The sequence below is a fragment of the Leucothrix mucor DSM 2157 genome, assembly GCF_000419525.1.
Lineage (GTDB): Bacteria > Pseudomonadota > Gammaproteobacteria > Thiotrichales > Thiotrichaceae > Leucothrix > Leucothrix mucor.
In genome coordinates this window covers 3,683,203-3,698,175 of the sequence record NZ_ATTE01000001.1, presented here as the reverse complement: position 1 = coordinate 3,698,175, position 14,973 = coordinate 3,683,203, and the positions used below count along the sequence as shown (strand labels likewise).

15 protein-coding genes are annotated in these 14,973 nt (G+C 49.9%); 4 read left to right on the top strand and 11 right to left on the bottom strand.

Annotation, left to right across the window (positions count from 1 at the left end):
• Positions 1 to 8: 8 nt before the first annotated feature.
• From LEUMU_RS0116945 to LEUMU_RS0116910, 8 genes are all read right to left on the bottom strand, one after another.
• Complete coding sequence (locus LEUMU_RS0116945; RefSeq protein WP_022953493.1) at positions 9 to 1,310, bottom strand: L-fuconate dehydratase; 1,302 nt, start codon at positions 1,308 to 1,310, stop codon at positions 9 to 11.
• Positions 1,310 to 2,152 (bottom strand): fumarylacetoacetate hydrolase family protein, encoded by an 843-nt coding sequence (locus tag LEUMU_RS0116940; protein ID WP_022953492.1) that lies wholly within the window; start codon positions 2,150 to 2,152, stop codon positions 1,310 to 1,312. The genes LEUMU_RS0116945 and LEUMU_RS0116940 overlap by 1 nt, the downstream gene beginning before the upstream one ends.
• A 20-nt stretch (positions 2,153 to 2,172) precedes the next feature.
• On the bottom strand, positions 2,173 to 2,922 hold the full coding sequence (locus LEUMU_RS0116935; protein WP_022953491.1) for an SDR family oxidoreductase: 750 nt from the start codon (positions 2,920 to 2,922) through the stop codon (positions 2,173 to 2,175).
• Between the two features lie 30 nt (positions 2,923 to 2,952).
• Positions 2,953 to 4,479 carry a UxaA family hydrolase gene (locus LEUMU_RS0116930; protein WP_022953490.1) on the bottom strand — a complete coding sequence of 509 codons (1,527 nt, stop codon included), beginning with the start codon at positions 4,477 to 4,479 and terminating at the stop codon, positions 2,953 to 2,955.
• A gap of 14 nt (positions 4,480 to 4,493) precedes the next feature.
• On the bottom strand, positions 4,494 to 5,513 hold the full coding sequence (locus LEUMU_RS0116925) for a zinc-binding alcohol dehydrogenase family protein (RefSeq protein WP_022953489.1): 1,020 nt from the start codon (positions 5,511 to 5,513) through the stop codon (positions 4,494 to 4,496).
• A gap of 14 nt (positions 5,514 to 5,527) precedes the next feature.
• A complete protein-coding gene (locus LEUMU_RS0116920) occupies positions 5,528 to 6,319 on the bottom strand; it encodes an ATP-binding cassette domain-containing protein (protein WP_022953488.1) in 792 nt (263 codons plus the stop codon).
• A gap of 110 nt (positions 6,320 to 6,429) precedes the next feature.
• On the bottom strand, positions 6,430 to 7,371 hold the full coding sequence (locus tag LEUMU_RS0116915) for an ABC transporter substrate-binding protein (RefSeq protein ID WP_022953487.1): 942 nt from the start codon (positions 7,369 to 7,371) through the stop codon (positions 6,430 to 6,432).
• Between the two features lie 55 nt (positions 7,372 to 7,426).
• Entirely contained in the window at positions 7,427 to 8,446 is a 1,020-nt protein-coding gene (locus LEUMU_RS0116910; protein ID WP_022953486.1) for an ABC transporter permease, read from the bottom strand.
• Positions 8,447 to 8,595: 149 nt separating this feature from the next.
• On the opposite strand from LEUMU_RS0116910, the gene LEUMU_RS0116905 reads away from it, so the two are divergent.
• Positions 8,596 to 9,498 (top strand): GntR family transcriptional regulator, encoded by a 903-nt coding sequence (locus LEUMU_RS0116905; protein WP_022953485.1) that lies wholly within the window; start codon positions 8,596 to 8,598, stop codon positions 9,496 to 9,498.
• A gap of 100 nt (positions 9,499 to 9,598) precedes the next feature.
• Positions 9,599 to 10,720, top strand: a complete 1,122-nt coding sequence (locus LEUMU_RS0116900; RefSeq protein WP_022953484.1) for an ISAs1 family transposase — start codon at positions 9,599 to 9,601, stop codon at positions 10,718 to 10,720.
• Positions 10,721 to 10,747: 27 nt separating this feature from the next.
• Here the strand turns inward: LEUMU_RS0116900 and LEUMU_RS0116895 are convergent, their stop codons facing one another.
• Positions 10,748 to 11,860: a mannitol dehydrogenase family protein gene (locus LEUMU_RS0116895; RefSeq protein WP_022953483.1), complete on the bottom strand. Its 1,113-nt coding sequence runs from the start codon at positions 11,858 to 11,860 to the stop codon at positions 10,748 to 10,750.
• 101 nt (positions 11,861 to 11,961) lie between these two features.
• Here LEUMU_RS0116895 and LEUMU_RS0116890 point away from each other — a divergent pair, with 101 nt between their 5' ends.
• Positions 11,962 to 12,798 (top strand): amidohydrolase family protein, encoded by an 837-nt coding sequence (locus LEUMU_RS0116890; RefSeq protein WP_022953482.1) that lies wholly within the window; start codon positions 11,962 to 11,964, stop codon positions 12,796 to 12,798.
• A gap of 31 nt (positions 12,799 to 12,829) precedes the next feature.
• Positions 12,830 to 13,159: an L-rhamnose mutarotase gene (locus LEUMU_RS0116885; RefSeq protein WP_022953481.1), complete on the top strand. Its 330-nt coding sequence runs from the start codon at positions 12,830 to 12,832 to the stop codon at positions 13,157 to 13,159.
• A 47-nt stretch (positions 13,160 to 13,206) separates the two neighbouring features.
• Here the strand turns inward: LEUMU_RS0116885 and LEUMU_RS0116880 are convergent, their stop codons facing one another.
• Both LEUMU_RS0116880 and LEUMU_RS0116875 read right to left on the bottom strand, forming a co-directional pair.
• On the bottom strand, positions 13,207 to 14,103 hold the full coding sequence (locus LEUMU_RS0116880) for an ABC transporter permease (protein ID WP_022953480.1): 897 nt from the start codon (positions 14,101 to 14,103) through the stop codon (positions 13,207 to 13,209).
• 1 nt (position 14,104) lies between these two features.
• Complete coding sequence (locus tag LEUMU_RS0116875; RefSeq protein ID WP_022953479.1) at positions 14,105 to 14,935, bottom strand: ABC transporter permease; 831 nt, start codon at positions 14,933 to 14,935, stop codon at positions 14,105 to 14,107.
• Positions 14,936 to 14,973: the final 38 nt, after the last annotated feature.

The following is a 14,973-nucleotide window of genomic DNA, read 5'->3' as shown; positions in this document are numbered from 1 at the left end:
GGATGGTTTTAATGCTTAGTGGTGGCTTTAGGTGCTTGGCTGGAAAACTCAAAGTCTTTCAGGGTTTGCGGCTTCATCTCAATCGAAAAACCCGGCTTGCCCGGTGCCATGTATGCACCATTTTTCACAACACAAGGATCTACAAAATGCTCATGAAGATGGTCAACAAATTCAATGCGCTTGTCATCTTTCTCACCGGTGATTACGACGTAATCAATCATTGAAAGGTGCTGCACATATTCACAAAGCCCAACGCCTCCGGCATGTGGCCAAACCGGCAAGCCGAACTTCGCCGCCATTAATTGCACCGCCAATACTTCATTTAAACCACCTAAACGGCAGCTATCAATCTGTACAAAATCAATCGCGCCATTAGCAATCAGCTGCTTAAACATAATGCGGTTTTGGCACATTTCACCGGTAGCCACTTTGATGGGCGCAACCGCTTTGCGAATCTTCTGATGGCCAAAAATATCGTCAGGGCTTGTCGGCTCTTCAATGAAGAGTGGTCGCGCAAATTCGAGTGCTTTAACCCACTCGATTGCTTGATCTACTTCCCAAACTTGATTGGCGTCGATCATGATATTCATGTCTTCGCCAAGCTCTTCGCGAGCAATGCTTAAGCGGCGAATGTCATCATCCAAATCACGTCCGACTTTGAACTTGGTATGGGTAAAGCCAGCGGCTTTTGCCTCACGACACAGCCGGCGTAACTTCTCATCGGAGTAGCCCAGCCATCCCGCTGAGGTGGTGTAGCAGGGATAGCCTTCTTGCTTGAGTGTGGCAATGCGCGCGGCCTTGCCGGACTCGGCTTTGCGGAGAATATTCAAAGCCTCGTCCGGTGTCAGCACATCGCTGATGTATCTAAAATCAACCAGTTTTACGATTTCTTCCGGCGACATGTCACCGACTAGCTGCCATACGGGCTTGCCCGATTCTTTGGCCAGTAAATCCCAAACGGCATTCACCACTGCGCCAGTTGCCAAATGCATTGCGCCCTTATCCGGCCCAATCCAGCGCAGTTGGCTATCGCCGGTAATATGACGCCAAAAGCGGCCCATATCTTCACGCACCCAGTCTAAGTCCAACCCAATCACCAAATGCCGCATGGCATTGATTGCAGCAACACAAATCTCATTGCCGCGCCCGATGGTGAAGGTAAGTCCATGGCCTTCATGCTCCCCATCCGTTTCTAACACGACATAGGCTGCCGAGTAGTCAGGATCAGGATTCATGGCGTCGGAGCCATCAAGTGACTCCGACGTTGGGAAGCGCAAATCGCGCGTCGTAATCTGGGTGATTTTGGTCATTAGCCCGCGACCACATTTTGTTTTTGTACTCCTAAACCTTGGATGCCCAGCTCCATTTTGTCGCCAGCATTGAGGTACTTTTCAGGCTTCATTCCAAGGCCAACGCCCGGTGGTGTACCGGTAGAAATCACATCGCCTGGTTGCAAGCTCATGAATTGCGATAGGTGAGAAATGCAGGTCGCGACATCAAAGTGCATCGTTTTAGTCGAGCCGTTTTGATAGCGGTGGCCGTTCACTTCAAGATACATATCAAGATCTTGCGGGTTAGGAATTTCATCACGCGTCACCAGCCAAGGGCCGATAGGACCGAAGGTATCGCAAGATTTTCCCTTTACCCACTGGCCCGAGCGGTGGATTTGAAAATCACGTTCCGACAGATCATTCACCACGCAATAGCCCGCGACATGATCAAGTGCTTCTTCTGGTGATACGTATTTTGTGTGCTTGCCAATAACTACGCCAAGCTCAACTTCCCAGTCTGTTTTTACTGAAGTACGAGGAATCTCAACATCATCATTCGGGCCAGAAATCGCAGAGGTAGCCTTAAAGAAAATCACCGGCTCTTCAGGTAGGTCTAAGCCACTTTCCGCTGCGTGATCGGCATAGTTCAAACCGATGCAGATGAATTTTCCAACGTTACCAACACATGCGCCAAGGCGTTGTTCGCCGCTCACTACGGGCAAGCTGCTAATATCCAGTGCGCGAATTTTTTCAAGTGAGGCATCATCCAGAGCGCTGCCTGCTACATCGTCAATCACTGAGGACAAGTCACGGATATTGCCTTCGTCGTCCAGGATTCCTGGTTTTTCTGCGCCCACTGGGCCAAATCGTAAAAGCTTCATTCTATTGGTTTCCTTAAGAGTTAGATTGACCAGCCGCCATCAATGGCATGTGTCTGACCGGTGGTAAATGCGCTGTCGTCACTGGCGAGATACAGTGCCAGCGCGGCAATTTCATCAGCATGACCCACACGTCCCATAGGCTGTCTGGCGATAAAGTCTGTGAGCGCTTTATCGTAGTCGCCGGTGTCGCGCAGTCGGTCATGTAGCGATGGGCTATCCACTGTGCCGGGGCAAATTGCATTGCAGCGAATGCCTTTGGTAACAAAGTCGGCAGCCACGGCTTTGGTCATGCCGATCACGGCAGCCTTAGAGGCGCAGTACACAAAACGGTTAGGAACGCCCTTCATTGAAGAGGCAACTGACGACATATTTATAATCGATCCACCGCCATTTTCAAGCATTGCAGGCAGAGTTAGTTTAATCAGGCGGTACATGGCTTTTACATTGAGGTTAAAGCTAAAGTCCCAGCTTTCCTCGTCGCATTCAAGGATGGAACCGCTCGCCACATAGCCCGCGCAGTTAAACAGCACATCAAGCGTCGGTAGTTTGGCGACGGCTGCTTCCACGGCTTCTGCATCGGTGACATCAAGGTGAAATGCACTCACGCCATCGATTAAATTAAGCTCGGCGATTGAGTCATCGTTAATATCACAGGCGTAGACTGTTGCGCCTTCACGTACATAGGCTTCGACTGTTGCCCGACCAATACCTTGGCCTGCGGCAGTAATTAATGCGATTTTGCCTTCAAGCCTTCCGGTTTTGTTACTCATTGTGACTGCTCCATAAAAATACTGATTTCATTACATCACCGCGCCAATTTGCCACGGCACAAACTCTGTACTGCCAAATCCTAAGGTCTCACTTTTGGTTTCTTTGCCTGAGGCAATTTCAAGGATTAACTGAAAGATCTGCTCTCCCTTGTCGGCAATGCTCACATCGCCTCCGATAATGTCGCCGCAGTTGATATCCATGTCTTCAATCAAGCGTTGGTACATATCGGTATTGGAGGCCATTTTGATGCAGGGCGACGGCTTAAAGCCGGATACCGAGCCACGGCCAGTGGTGAAGATAATCATATTCGCGCCGGTCGCTACTTGGCCGGTTACCGAGCAAGGGTCGTAGCCAGGGCTATCCATAAACACGAGGCCGGATGCGTTTAGCGGTTCGGCATATTTGATCACATCGCTCATGGGCGCGGTGCCACCTTTGGCTGCAGCCCCTAGGGATTTCTCCAAAATAGTGGTTAAGCCGCCAAGTTTATTGCCGGGCGAAGGGTTGTTGTCCATCTCGCCGCTATTGCGCGCGCAATAGTCTTCCCACCAATGAATACGGTTGATTAAGCGCTGCCCCACTTCCGGGCTAACGGCGCGTCGGGTGAGCAAATGCTCTGCGCCATACACTTCGGAGGTTTCAGAGAGCAGCATGGTGCCGCCTTGACGAATCACTAAATCGGATGCTGCGCCCAGTGCCGGGTTGGCGGTAATGCCGGAGTAACCATCCGAGCCGCCGCACTGCATTCCAATCACCAGCGAAGAGGCGGGTGTGGTGCTGCGTTTATCCTGATTAACGACTTTCGCCAATTCCCGAATCACTGCTTTGCCTTGTTCAATGGCTTGGCGCGTTCCACCCACTTGTTGAATGTTCATATAGCGGTAGCGGGTGGTGTCTTCAAATAATGGTTGATTCACCAATCCGGAGACTTGCATCACTTCGCAGCCTAAACCGATTAGCAAAATTGCGCCGAAATTTGGATTGTGCGCATAGCCGTTGAGGGTACGATGCAGCGTCTCGAAGCCTTCACCTTTGGATGACATGCCGCAGCCGGTGCCATGCACGATAGGTACGATGCCATCAATGTTCGGGAAGGCATCCAACAAGCCTTCGCGCTCAACCGCTTCGCCAATAAACTTCGCCACCGAGCCTGCGCAGTTCACCGAGGTGATAATACCGATGTAGTTACGGGTGCCGACTTTGCCATTGGCGCGCTGAAAGCCCTCAAAGGTGTACTCACGATCAGGAGCGGGCAAGGGGACATATTCACTACTAAAGCCATAGTCCTGCTGATGTTCGCCCATGCCTAAGTTATGAGTATGCACATGCTCGCCAGCTTTAATATCGGCGGTTGCCTGACCAATGGATTGCCCGTATTTCAGGACTCGCTCACCTTGCTTGATATCGGCAATGCAGATTTTATGGCCCGATGGCACTGGCTGTAATAGCGTGGTGGCATTGGGTGGAATCTGCTCTCCGGCAACAAGATCACTTAAGGCAATGACGACATTGTCTGAGGCATGTAATTGCAGGGCTTTGGCGGTTTGCTCAGTCATAATTGGCCTCGGGCTTAGATTTTTACAACGACTTTAATCAGGTTGTCTCGGTCATCGACCAGTGCTGATAAGCGCGACTCAATATTTTCCATGGGCACCACTTCTGAGCAGAGTTTACTGCTGTCGATGCGCTTGTTACGCAGCGTATCAATCACGTGATCGAAGTCTTCTTTTAGGGCGTTACGACTACCGATCAAACGCATTTCACGCTTGTGAAATTCAGGATCTGAAAAGGTGATGTCGTCTTTTACCACGCTGACCAGGGCATAGGTTCCGCCGTGCGCCAACAATGGAAAGCCACCTTCGATAGATTGCTTATTGCCGGTAGCATCAAACACCACATCAAAGCCATCCGCCAAATCACCGCTTAAAATATCGGAGCCAACTTTATGTAGCTTGTCAAAACCAAAGGCTTTTTGAGCGCCGGCCATGCGGGTTTCACTCAAATCCATCAAGTGCACATCGGCACCTTCAAGCTGAGCGAATAGGGCGGCACCAATCCCAATTGGGCCAACGCCGACTACTAACACGCGGTCGCCTTTAGTCACTTCAGAGCGACGTACTGCATGTGCACCAATACTTAAGAATTCAACCATAGCCGCTTCGGTCAGCGTCAGGCCTTCAGCAGAGTACAGGTTGGTGGCTGGAACGGCTAAGCGCCCACACATACCACCATCGCGGTGTACACCAAGTACTTCGATATTCGAGCAACAGTTTGGTTTGCCACGTTGGCAGGCACGGCACTCGCCGCAATATAGATATGGGTTTACCACCACGGTATCGCCCTTATTCCAGCCAGCGGCAGATTCGGCAACCACTGCACCAATCTCATGACCGATTACGCGGGGATAGTTTAGGAACGGGTGCTTGCCTTCAAAAATATGAAAGTCGGTACCGCACAGTCCGATGCTTGAAACATCCAACAGTACCCAGCCTTCCGGTGCTGTTTGTGGCATCTCGCGCTCGACCAGTTGGAAATCACCCGGTGAAATACAGGTGCCGCATTGCATGGTTTGTGTGTCTGCTTTATTCACATCAGCCTCGTTAATTAGTTTAGGGTTTGCGCGTTGCGGGGTGTCCAGTCATCGGGCAGCGAGCCTTTGATGATTAGGCTTAGCACATCGTCTTTAGTCACTTCATCGATAGCATGGGAGCCGACATTCTGGCCTTTGTTCATCACCATAATACGATCGCATAGCTCAAACACATCGTGCATATCGTGGCTGACCAGGAAGATGCCAATGCCTTCGGCTTGTAGCTTTTTAATGATCTCAGCGACCATCGCCGTTTCTGAGGGGCCTAGTGCCGCGGTGGGCTCATCCATAATCAAAATTTTGACATTGAAATAGATGGCGCGGGCTATGGCGATCACCTGGCGCTGTCCACCGGACAGGCTGGAAACCGGATCGCTGAGGTTTTTGAAATTGGGATTCAAACGATGCAGGGCTTTGCGAGCCTCTTCCATCATACGTTTGTCATCAAGGTTGCCGAAACGGGTTTTTAACTCACGTCCCAGAAATAGGTTGGAGGGCGCATCTAAGTGATCCGCCAGTGCCAGTGTTTGATAAATAGTTTCGATGCCGCAGGCGCGGGCATCTTGTGGCGTGCTCAGTTTTTTGGCTTCGCCGCGCACTTTAATATGGCCTTCTGTGGCGTCCATTGCGCCAGAGAGAATACGCATCAGGCAGGACTTTCCGGCACCGTTGTGCCCCAGCACGCCGACGACTTCACCGGGGTGTAAATCGAGCGATACGCCCCGAATTGCCTCGACTCCACCAAAGCGTTTTTTTATGTCGAGCATCTCGACTAGCGGGGAGGCGGTTTGGTTTTGGCCGGTCATCTTATGACTCCTGTGTTGAGTTTAAATGCTTACCGACGGGGAGGAGATCCGCCGGCAAGCGTTCACTGCGTGTTGCTTATCGTTTTCGGCATTGCTTTTTTCGGTGTTGCTTAGTACAGAACGTTTTTCGCGACATCAGAGTCGATGTTTTCTTTAGTAACCATCACAACGCCGGTATCAATGAATGATTCGATTTTCTTGTCATCCAGCATATCCAGCATTGCTTGTACGCCCAGCTCACCCATTTGGAATGAACCCTGAACTGCGGTTGCCTTCAATGTGCCATCGCGAACAAAGGCTTGAAGATCTTGATTTCCATCAAAGCCAATCGCCGTTAAGCTGCCTGCTTTACCGGCTTGTACCAATGCGCGGCCCATGCCTACAGCGGTTGGCTCGTTTGCGCCATAAATACCTACCAGGTCAGTATTCGCTGCCAGAATATCGGTGGTTTGGTTAAGCGCCATCGCCATTTGAGATTGCGAGTAGAAAGGACCAACCACTTCCAGTTTTGAGTTTGCTTTCAGGTAGTCGATAAAGCCACCTACACGACCGATTTCAGAACCCACACCCGCCACATAAGACATCACAGCCACTTTGCCGGTTTGGCCAACGCTATCAATCATCAACTTAGCGGCTGTTTCGCCAGCAGCTTTGTTATCGGTTGATAAAAACGTTTGGTAAGTACCCTTAGCGCCTTCGCCTAAAGCCGAATCAATAATCGCAACCGGAATACCCGACTCATAAGCACGCTTAACCACGGGGCTCAATGCATCAGGATCGGATGGCGCTAATACAATCGCGGATACACCACGGTTGATCGCGTTTTCAACCAGATTGACCTGATCTGCGACAGCAGACTCGGAAGCTGGGCCGTTGAACGTAATGGTGTGCTCTTTTTGCCCTGCGATTGCAGCGTTGGCACCTTTGTTTACATTTTGCCAAAAGTTTGAATTGGTCGTTTTTACGATAACGGCAATTTCACCAGCAGTTGCTGACAGTGGGCCAACCAGTAATGAGCCTGCAACCATCAGTGTTGTAATAACCTTGTTCATGCTTCCTTCTCCTTGTAAAAAACAGACGTCTTGCGACGGTACTTTTAGCCGGGCCTTAGCGCCGGTTTCTGACTTGATCGATATACACCGCCAGAATGACGACGAAACCAATCACAATTTGTTGAATGAATGATGAGGTGCCGGCCATGTTTAAGCCGTTTCTCAGCACACCGATAATGAATGCACCGATCATGGTGCCGGAAATATTACCCACGCCACCCATCAGTGAGGCGCCGCCGATAACCGCGGCTGCAATCGCATCCAGCTCGTACATCACACCTTCATTAGGCTGCACGGTGATCAAGCGAGACATCAGCACGACGCCGGATAAACCTGCTAGTGCACCGGAAAATGTGTAAGCGATCATCTTGGTTCTGTGAACCTTCACACCAGATAAGCGAGCCGCTTCTTCATTAGAGCCAACCGAATAAATATGACGACCAATCTGACGGCGATTTAATACATAGGCGACGCAAACTGCCATAAAGATCAATAGGATGGCAGGGTAGGGAATACCGGGGAAAATCACTTTCGGGAAGCCATTGCTGCCCATTTCAACCACTCTAAACAGTGCGCCATTACCTAATACACCAAAGCCTTCACCCAGTTGTGAGATTGGGGCTGCGCCGGTGAGTTGTAGGGCGACACCACGGGCAATCAACATCATTCCAAGGGTGGCGACAAAGGGGGTGATGCGCATTTTGGTAATGACGAAGCCATTAAATAGCCCGCACAATGCACCGGTGACAACCCCGAAAAACATCGCCGGAACCACTGGCATCCCTGCTTTAATCATTAAGCCGGTAATGGTGCCGGACAGTGCCAGTACCGAACCAACACTCAGATCGATACCGCCGGTAATAATGACCATGGTCATGCCGATACCGAGCAGGCCAATAATCGCGGTTTGCAGCAGGATGGTGAGGCCGTTATTAACGGATAGGAAAGCGGAATTACCAAAAGAGAAAATGATAATCAGAATTAACAGTGTGAGTAGTGCGGATAGCTTGTGAAACATGCCGGCTGAAATCGCCAGACGAAGTTTCCCCGCCTCATTGCGTTTGATAAGTGCCAAAATTTCCTCTCCCAAAGACTTAAATGAATTAAGTATTTAATAATAAAAAACATAATGAAGTAGGTTGAAATCCAAGTCAATGGTTTTTTATGATTAATAGACAAAAGCTTGCTAGAATGAGGCAACAATCGACAAAAGGTGGATATGGAATGGCGAGACCTGATGCACGCTATCGAGAGGCGTATAACAAGTTGCTTGATATTTGTGGCGCGCTGGCGCTCGACGATAAGCTGGCGTCGGAGATGGCATTGGCTAAAGAAGTGGGTGTGAGCCGGACCGTGGTGCGCAATGCATTGCAACGCCTGCATGATGAAAAAATCATTCTGTGGGACGGTCGCCAGAAAACGCTGATTCGCAAGCCGCTCGCTAAAGACCGCATCAAAATAGAACGTAAGAATACCAGTATCGAATCGCTGCAAAGCCGCTTTTTAGGCTGGGTGGCGCGCTTTGATGTGCCGCCAAATACCGCGTTAAATGTGGCGCAACTCTCCAAAGAGTTCGAAGTTGCCCCGCATACTTTGCAAGAGTTTTTAGCCAGCTTGAGTCGCTTTGGTTTGGTGGAGCGTAAGCCGCGTGGTGGTTGGATATTGCTGGGCTTTACGCTGGACTATGCCATGGAGCTATCCGAGTTTCGTACCTTGTTGGAATTAAACGCGATGAAGACCTTCGTGCGTTTGCCTAAGGATAATCCTGTGTGGAAGGACTTGGCTAAGTTGCGGGTTGAGCATACGACACTGCTGGAAAATATCGACACGAACTATCATGAGTTCTCGCGCTTGGATGAGAAGTTTCACCGCACCATTAATAGCGTGGTTAAAAACCGTTTTGTGGTGGATTTTCAAAAAGTCATCGCGTTGATTTTCCATTACCACTATCAATGGAATAAGGATGGCGAGCGCCAGCGTAATGAAGTGGCGGTAAGAGAGCACTTAAGCTGGATTGAAGTGTTGGAAGGCGGCGATGAGACGTTGGTGGAACAAACCGTTAATAAACATATGAAGACCTCGCAGGAGACCTTGCTGTCATCGCTGCGAGTGAATAATTTGGTGTAAAGATTGCCAGTTAGCTAGCCAGCTAGACTCAGGGCAAACGCATGAACATAAAATAATCAATTTCAGGGCCAGGTATCCTATAAAATGAAGATTTTTCTTCATGAGTCAGCGCTCACTCTTAGAATACATCGAACAACTCCCCGACCCTCGTCAGTCTAACAAATGCAGCCACCGCTTTAGTGAAGCCATTTTTATGGCGGTCTGCGGTATTTTGTGTGGTGCTGATGACTGGAATAGCATCGAATTATACGCAAAAACCCGTGAAGATTGGTTTCGTCGCTATCTGAAACTCCCTGGCGGTGTTCCGTCTCATGATACCTTTAACCGCTTGTTTTCATTGCTGGATCCGGCGCATTTTCATGATATTTTTATCGAATGGGTACAGGACACATTAGTACAAACGGAGTTAGCGGGTGTCATTGCGGTTGATGGGAAAACGCAACGTGGCTCCCGCGGTCACTCTGCCCCCACCAGTCATACCGTCAATGCCTGGTCCACTGAGCTGGGTATTTGTTTAGGTCAGGAGACGGTAAATGACAAGTCAAACGAAATCACGGCAGTCCCTACCTTGCTGGAAAAGCTGGCGATTAAAGGGTGCTTAGTGACGGCGGATGCAATGAGCTGTCAAAAGAAGATTGCGAGTCAAATTGTGAAGCAGCAAGCGGATTACCTATTAGCGGTTAAAAAGAACCAACGGAGTCTGTATAACGCCATCGATACTCACTTTATGGGTTATTGGGCACAGCATCCGGAGGACTCACCGACTGATCCAGCGTTCAGTGTGATGACGGATGCGAAACACCACCGTCAGGAGTATCGCCGTTGTTCGGTGCAAGACGCTTCCGGGTGGCCGGCACTCAAGAGCTGGGGGGCTAAAACGGTTGCCGCAATTCAGTATGATCGGGAGGTAGGCGAAAAGAAAACCAGTGATATTCGTTACTTTGTGAGTAGCCGGGTGATGTCCGCCGAGGCGGTACTGATCGCCAGTCGCCAGCACTGGCAGGTGGAGAATAATCTGCATTGGGTGTTGGATGTTGCTTTCAATGAGGATCAATCCCGCGCTCGGCAGGGATTTGCCGCTAAGAACCTGGCCACTGCCCGACAAATTGCGTTGAATTTACTTAAACAAGATACGACGATTAAGCTAGGCATCAAAAATAAACGGAAAGGCTGTGGCTGGAGTGAGAAGTACTTATGCCATATTCTGGGACTGATTGTTTGATTTATGTTCATGCGTTTGCCCTGCCAGCTAGACTTGGCTGGCAACAATTGCTGCCAGCTGTGGTTTTGCAGACTCATCCCCATGGTCAGCCGCCCACGTTAGAAACGCTTTGATACGTCGCTCTACTTTTTCAGTATGATTTTGGGCAATATCCGCCAGCTTGTGATCAAGGAATGGATTGGAAAAGCGGTCCATCGTAGCGAGCACATAGTCCTTCGCCGCTTGCTGTAAACCGGCGGCTTTAAAGCCCGGAATTACTTCTGTTTCATACAGCGACTTGAGCGCCTTGTTATAGTCCGCATCTTCCAATAGCTCACGCACAAACTCATGTGGCTTAGCACCCGCCTGTTGCCAGCGATCAACCAAATAGGTATGCCCGAGGTTTAGGATAAACAGCTTGAGCGATTCAGTGATTTCAAGGCTATCCACGACTTGCACAGAGGGGTGCTCACAGGGCAGCTGAAGCCCGGCCTGATTCTCAATCGCCCAGAGCGCATAGGGCTCGGCCACTGCGCCAGCCGGTTCAATCGGCTCCGATACAATGCGATCAACCAGTGAGTTAACCCAAACCACGTCATTTTTCAGGTAGTCGATCAGCCCAGCTTGTGGATGCACTTCGGCAATCTCAAGCACACGATCGCGCAGCGCTTGGCCATTATCCACAATCAACTCCATTGGCATGACCTGAATGCCACCTGCGCCAGCCTGAAAGCGTGCAATCAACAGCTGCAATAATTTCGCAGGATACGACATGGATTGCACAAAGCTCAGCTCGCTATCGGAAGGGGAGGGCTGAAAGCCTGTGTCGCTGGTGTTGGATAAAACAAACTGCGCCTCCTCCACGGCAATGCGTTGAATTTCATCCCAGTCAGTTTGGGTGGGTAGGGTACGCGCCACGCTGTGAACGCGGGTTTCATAGTCCACTACTTGCCTAGCGGATACGCCGCGCACTTGCACGGGGTAACCGGCTTCATCTGCCAATGCCGCCAAACGCCCGGCTCGATCCGCGCTGCCAGAGCTTTGCACAATGGTGATTTTACCGACGGCTTTGCCAGCGGCCAGCGCTTCTGAAACAAATAAATCTGCGTGTGCTTGCAGGAAGCGGCTAGTGCCGAACTGGAGTATTGGAGTTGAAATCATGAGTGCTAATCCGTTGAAAGGTTAAACAGTCACTCTGTAGCGCTTGTGGTTTCAGAGTCTGTATTGTATTTTATTATAATAAACCATAGGAGCGGGAAGTAATGCAAGTAATAGATGCGCATCAGCATTTCTGGAAAATCGACCGGGGTGACTATTTCTGGATGGATGATTCTGTTGCGGCTATTCGTCGCGATATTCTACCGCCAGACTTGCAAGCGATCGCGCCACCGCTGGGTGTGACGGCAACGGTTGTGGTTCAAGCGGCCGCCACGGTTGAGGAAACCGAGTTCTTATTAAGTCTTGCCAAGCAGCACAATTGGATACAAGGCGTGGTTGGCTGGGTTGATTTAACCTTGGAATCTACCCCTGAAACTTTGGCGACGCTGGCGCGCGACCCGCACTTCAAAGGCATTCGCCCGATGCTGCAGGATATTGAAGACAGCCATTGGATTCTCCAGCCGGTAGTCATGGAAAACCTGAAGCAACTGGCCAAACTAGGCTTGAGTATGGATGCGTTAATTACGCCCCGACACCTCGATATTATCAATCAACTCGCCAATGAAATACCTGAGCTGCCAATGGTTATTGATCATTGCGCCAAGCCGGTGATTGCTGCTGGCAATGCCGCCAGTGACGACTGGCATAAAGGCATACGCCAGTTAGCGGAGCATCCGCAAATTTATTGCAAGCTCTCTGGTTTAGCTAATGAATATGGCAATGGTTGGAGCGCCGATAGCCTCTCGCCCATCGCACAATGTGTACTGGAATGCTTTGGTGCAGAGCGCGTGATGTGGGGGAGTGATTGGCCGGTATTGGAGTTGGTGGGTGAGTATGGAGACTGGCTACAAGCTGCCAAAACCATGACACAACACTGTAGTGAGGCCGAGCGCCAAGCACTATTTTCTGGCACGGCCAGCCGTTTTTATCGACTTAATTAATATAATTTACAAACACCTTGAGGAATCACTTATGCAACGTATGTCCATGGTTATTGGTATTGCGCCCGAGCACATCGAAGAATATAAAAAGGTCCACAGCGCGGTTTGGCCTGAGGTATTGGCACGGCTGAGCCAGTCGAATATTACCAATTATTCTATCTTTTTACGCCAGCCTGAAAACCTGATGTTTAGCTATTGGGAATATGTGGGGGATGATTTTGAAGCGGATAATGCGAGTATTGCCGCTGATCCTGTGACACAGGAATGGTGGAAAGTATGCGGCCCAATGCAGCGACCCTTAGAAACTCGGGACGCTGGCGAATGGTGGGCGGGGATGGAAGAGGTGTTTCATCTGGATTAATGTTATGCGAGGGCAGGGGCTTACCTGATGTTTCAGGGTAAGCCCGTTTATTTCCCCAGTTTGGATAGCATTTCCGGTTTCATAAACTTATTGATAATCACCATAAAGCCAATCGACGGCACCAGTAAAATCAACGCCGTAATTGATGCAATCTGATAGTTACCCTCCATGCTCGCGGTATACAGCAGCAACGGCAGGGTGGTGATATCCGGAGCACCGACAAAGAATGTCCCGGTAAACTCATCCAGCGATTCTAAAAACACAAAAATGCAGCTGGCAATAATCCCCGGTATGGCTTGCGGCAATACGATATGAAAGAAGGTATACACCGGCCCAGCGCCTAAGTTGCGTGAGGCACGCTCCAGCATCGGGTCAGTTGTTGAAAACGCTGCCACACTAATCCATACGGAAAACATTAAGCCGTGCACGCTATGCACCAGCACGACACCGAGCAGTGTGCCATTGAGCCCGAAGTCGTAAAAAATACGAGCGATATTGATATACACCGTGAGATTGGGAAATGCCTGCGGAATCAAAAACAACAGCATCCAAAAAGCACGGAATGGCATGCTGCGTTTGGAGAGCGCATAGCCTGCCGGAACCGAGACCAGCAAACAGACAATCACAGTGAGTACTGCAATTAAAACACTGGTCAGCAAAGAGCCCGACACATCGCTGTAAGGGTTAAATACCTGATGCCAATACTTGAATCCCCACTCCGAAGGTAGCGCATGTGGGAAATACCATGTTTCGGCAACTGTCCAGATCAGCAGGTTGGCAATTGGCCCGAATAGAATTAGCGCGAAGGCTAAAATGAACAGGCATTGCAGCCAGAAACTGGTGCGCAGTTTGTCTAAGTGCAGCACTTCGTAAAGCGAGCGTTGATGGCTTGTGTAAGTACTGGTTTGTGCGCTGGTTTGAACACTGTGTTTAGCGATGGACATATTACAGAGCTCCTTTATCTTTTAAGCTTTGGCGTAGATAGAACCAAGCCAGTCCGGCGCAAATCAGGTAGGAGACTAAGCTCAATGCATTGGCCACATGGTAGTCGCCATAAGAGTTAATGCGGAATGCCATGTCGGTGGTCATCATGGTTGGCGTGCCGGTGCCGATCATTAGCGGAACGGATAACACCGACATAATCGTGACTGTTGATAACACCATTGCCACGCCCAGCGTTGGGCCAATTTGTGGCAGAATAATTTGAAATAAAATACGAATGCGTGATGCGCCCAAGTTACGGGCAGCTCTGATCTGCGACTCATCCAAAGCCGCCATCGCGCCAGTAATCAGTAGGGTACAAAAGGCTAATTGCTTCCAGACAAATACAATAATGATGCCGCTCCAGCCTAGAAAGGAGATAGTCTCCATTGGCGTCATGGCACCGGAGGCCACAAAGGCATTATTCATTAAGCCATTTTTAGCCAGAAAGGTGCGCATCATTTGCGCGGTGACAATGAACGGAATAAACAGTGGAATACGGTAGATAAATCCCAGAATGCCAACCAGCGAGCGAAACGGTGAGAGTGTAATCAGCGCCGCAATGGTTACCGATAACACGGCTAGAATAGCCACGCTAATTAATACAATAATGACCGTAAACAGCATGTCATTGGAGTAAAGCTCAAAGGCTTTCTGCAAGTGCGCCAGCGTTAATACGCCATCAAGCGTGACCGCCGAGTACAGCGAAAAGAACAGCGGATACAGAAAGAACAGCCCCACCATTAAAGCAGCGGGAGCAATTAACCATAGGTTGGAATGTGTGGGATGGCGCATGAAATTATCCTGAAAATTAATACAGCCCTGAGCGCGAA

What these genes read in the sequence shown, in the direction of transcription:
- LEUMU_RS0116945 (WP_022953493.1), bottom strand. Translation starts at nt 1,310, where the DNA reads ATGACCAAAATCACCCAGATTACGACGCGCGATTTGCGCTTCCCAACG.
- LEUMU_RS0116885 (WP_022953481.1), top strand. Translation starts at nt 12,830, where the DNA reads ATGCAACGTATGTCCATGGTTATTGGTATTGCGCCCGAGCACATCGAA.
- LEUMU_RS0116880 (WP_022953480.1), bottom strand. Translation starts at nt 14,103, where the DNA reads ATGTCCATCGCTAAACACAGTGTTCAAACCAGCGCACAAACCAGTACT.
- LEUMU_RS0116920 (WP_022953488.1), bottom strand. Translation starts at nt 6,319, where the DNA reads ATGACCGGCCAAAACCAAACCGCCTCCCCGCTAGTCGAGATGCTCGAC.
- LEUMU_RS0116895 (WP_022953483.1), bottom strand. Translation starts at nt 11,860, where the DNA reads ATGATTTCAACTCCAATACTCCAGTTCGGCACTAGCCGCTTCCTGCAA.
- LEUMU_RS0116915 (WP_022953487.1), bottom strand. Translation starts at nt 7,371, where the DNA reads ATGAACAAGGTTATTACAACACTGATGGTTGCAGGCTCATTACTGGTT.
- LEUMU_RS0116930 (WP_022953490.1), bottom strand. Translation starts at nt 4,479, where the DNA reads ATGACTGAGCAAACCGCCAAAGCCCTGCAATTACATGCCTCAGACAAT.
- LEUMU_RS0116940 (WP_022953492.1), bottom strand. Translation starts at nt 2,152, where the DNA reads ATGAAGCTTTTACGATTTGGCCCAGTGGGCGCAGAAAAACCAGGAATC.
- LEUMU_RS0116905 (WP_022953485.1), top strand. Translation starts at nt 8,596, where the DNA reads ATGGCGAGACCTGATGCACGCTATCGAGAGGCGTATAACAAGTTGCTT.
- LEUMU_RS0116890 (WP_022953482.1), top strand. Translation starts at nt 11,962, where the DNA reads ATGCAAGTAATAGATGCGCATCAGCATTTCTGGAAAATCGACCGGGGT.
- LEUMU_RS0116875 (WP_022953479.1), bottom strand. Translation starts at nt 14,935, where the DNA reads ATGCGCCATCCCACACATTCCAACCTATGGTTAATTGCTCCCGCTGCT.
- LEUMU_RS0116935 (WP_022953491.1), bottom strand. Translation starts at nt 2,922, where the DNA reads ATGAGTAACAAAACCGGAAGGCTTGAAGGCAAAATCGCATTAATTACT.
- LEUMU_RS0116900 (WP_022953484.1), top strand. Translation starts at nt 9,599, where the DNA reads ATGAGTCAGCGCTCACTCTTAGAATACATCGAACAACTCCCCGACCCT.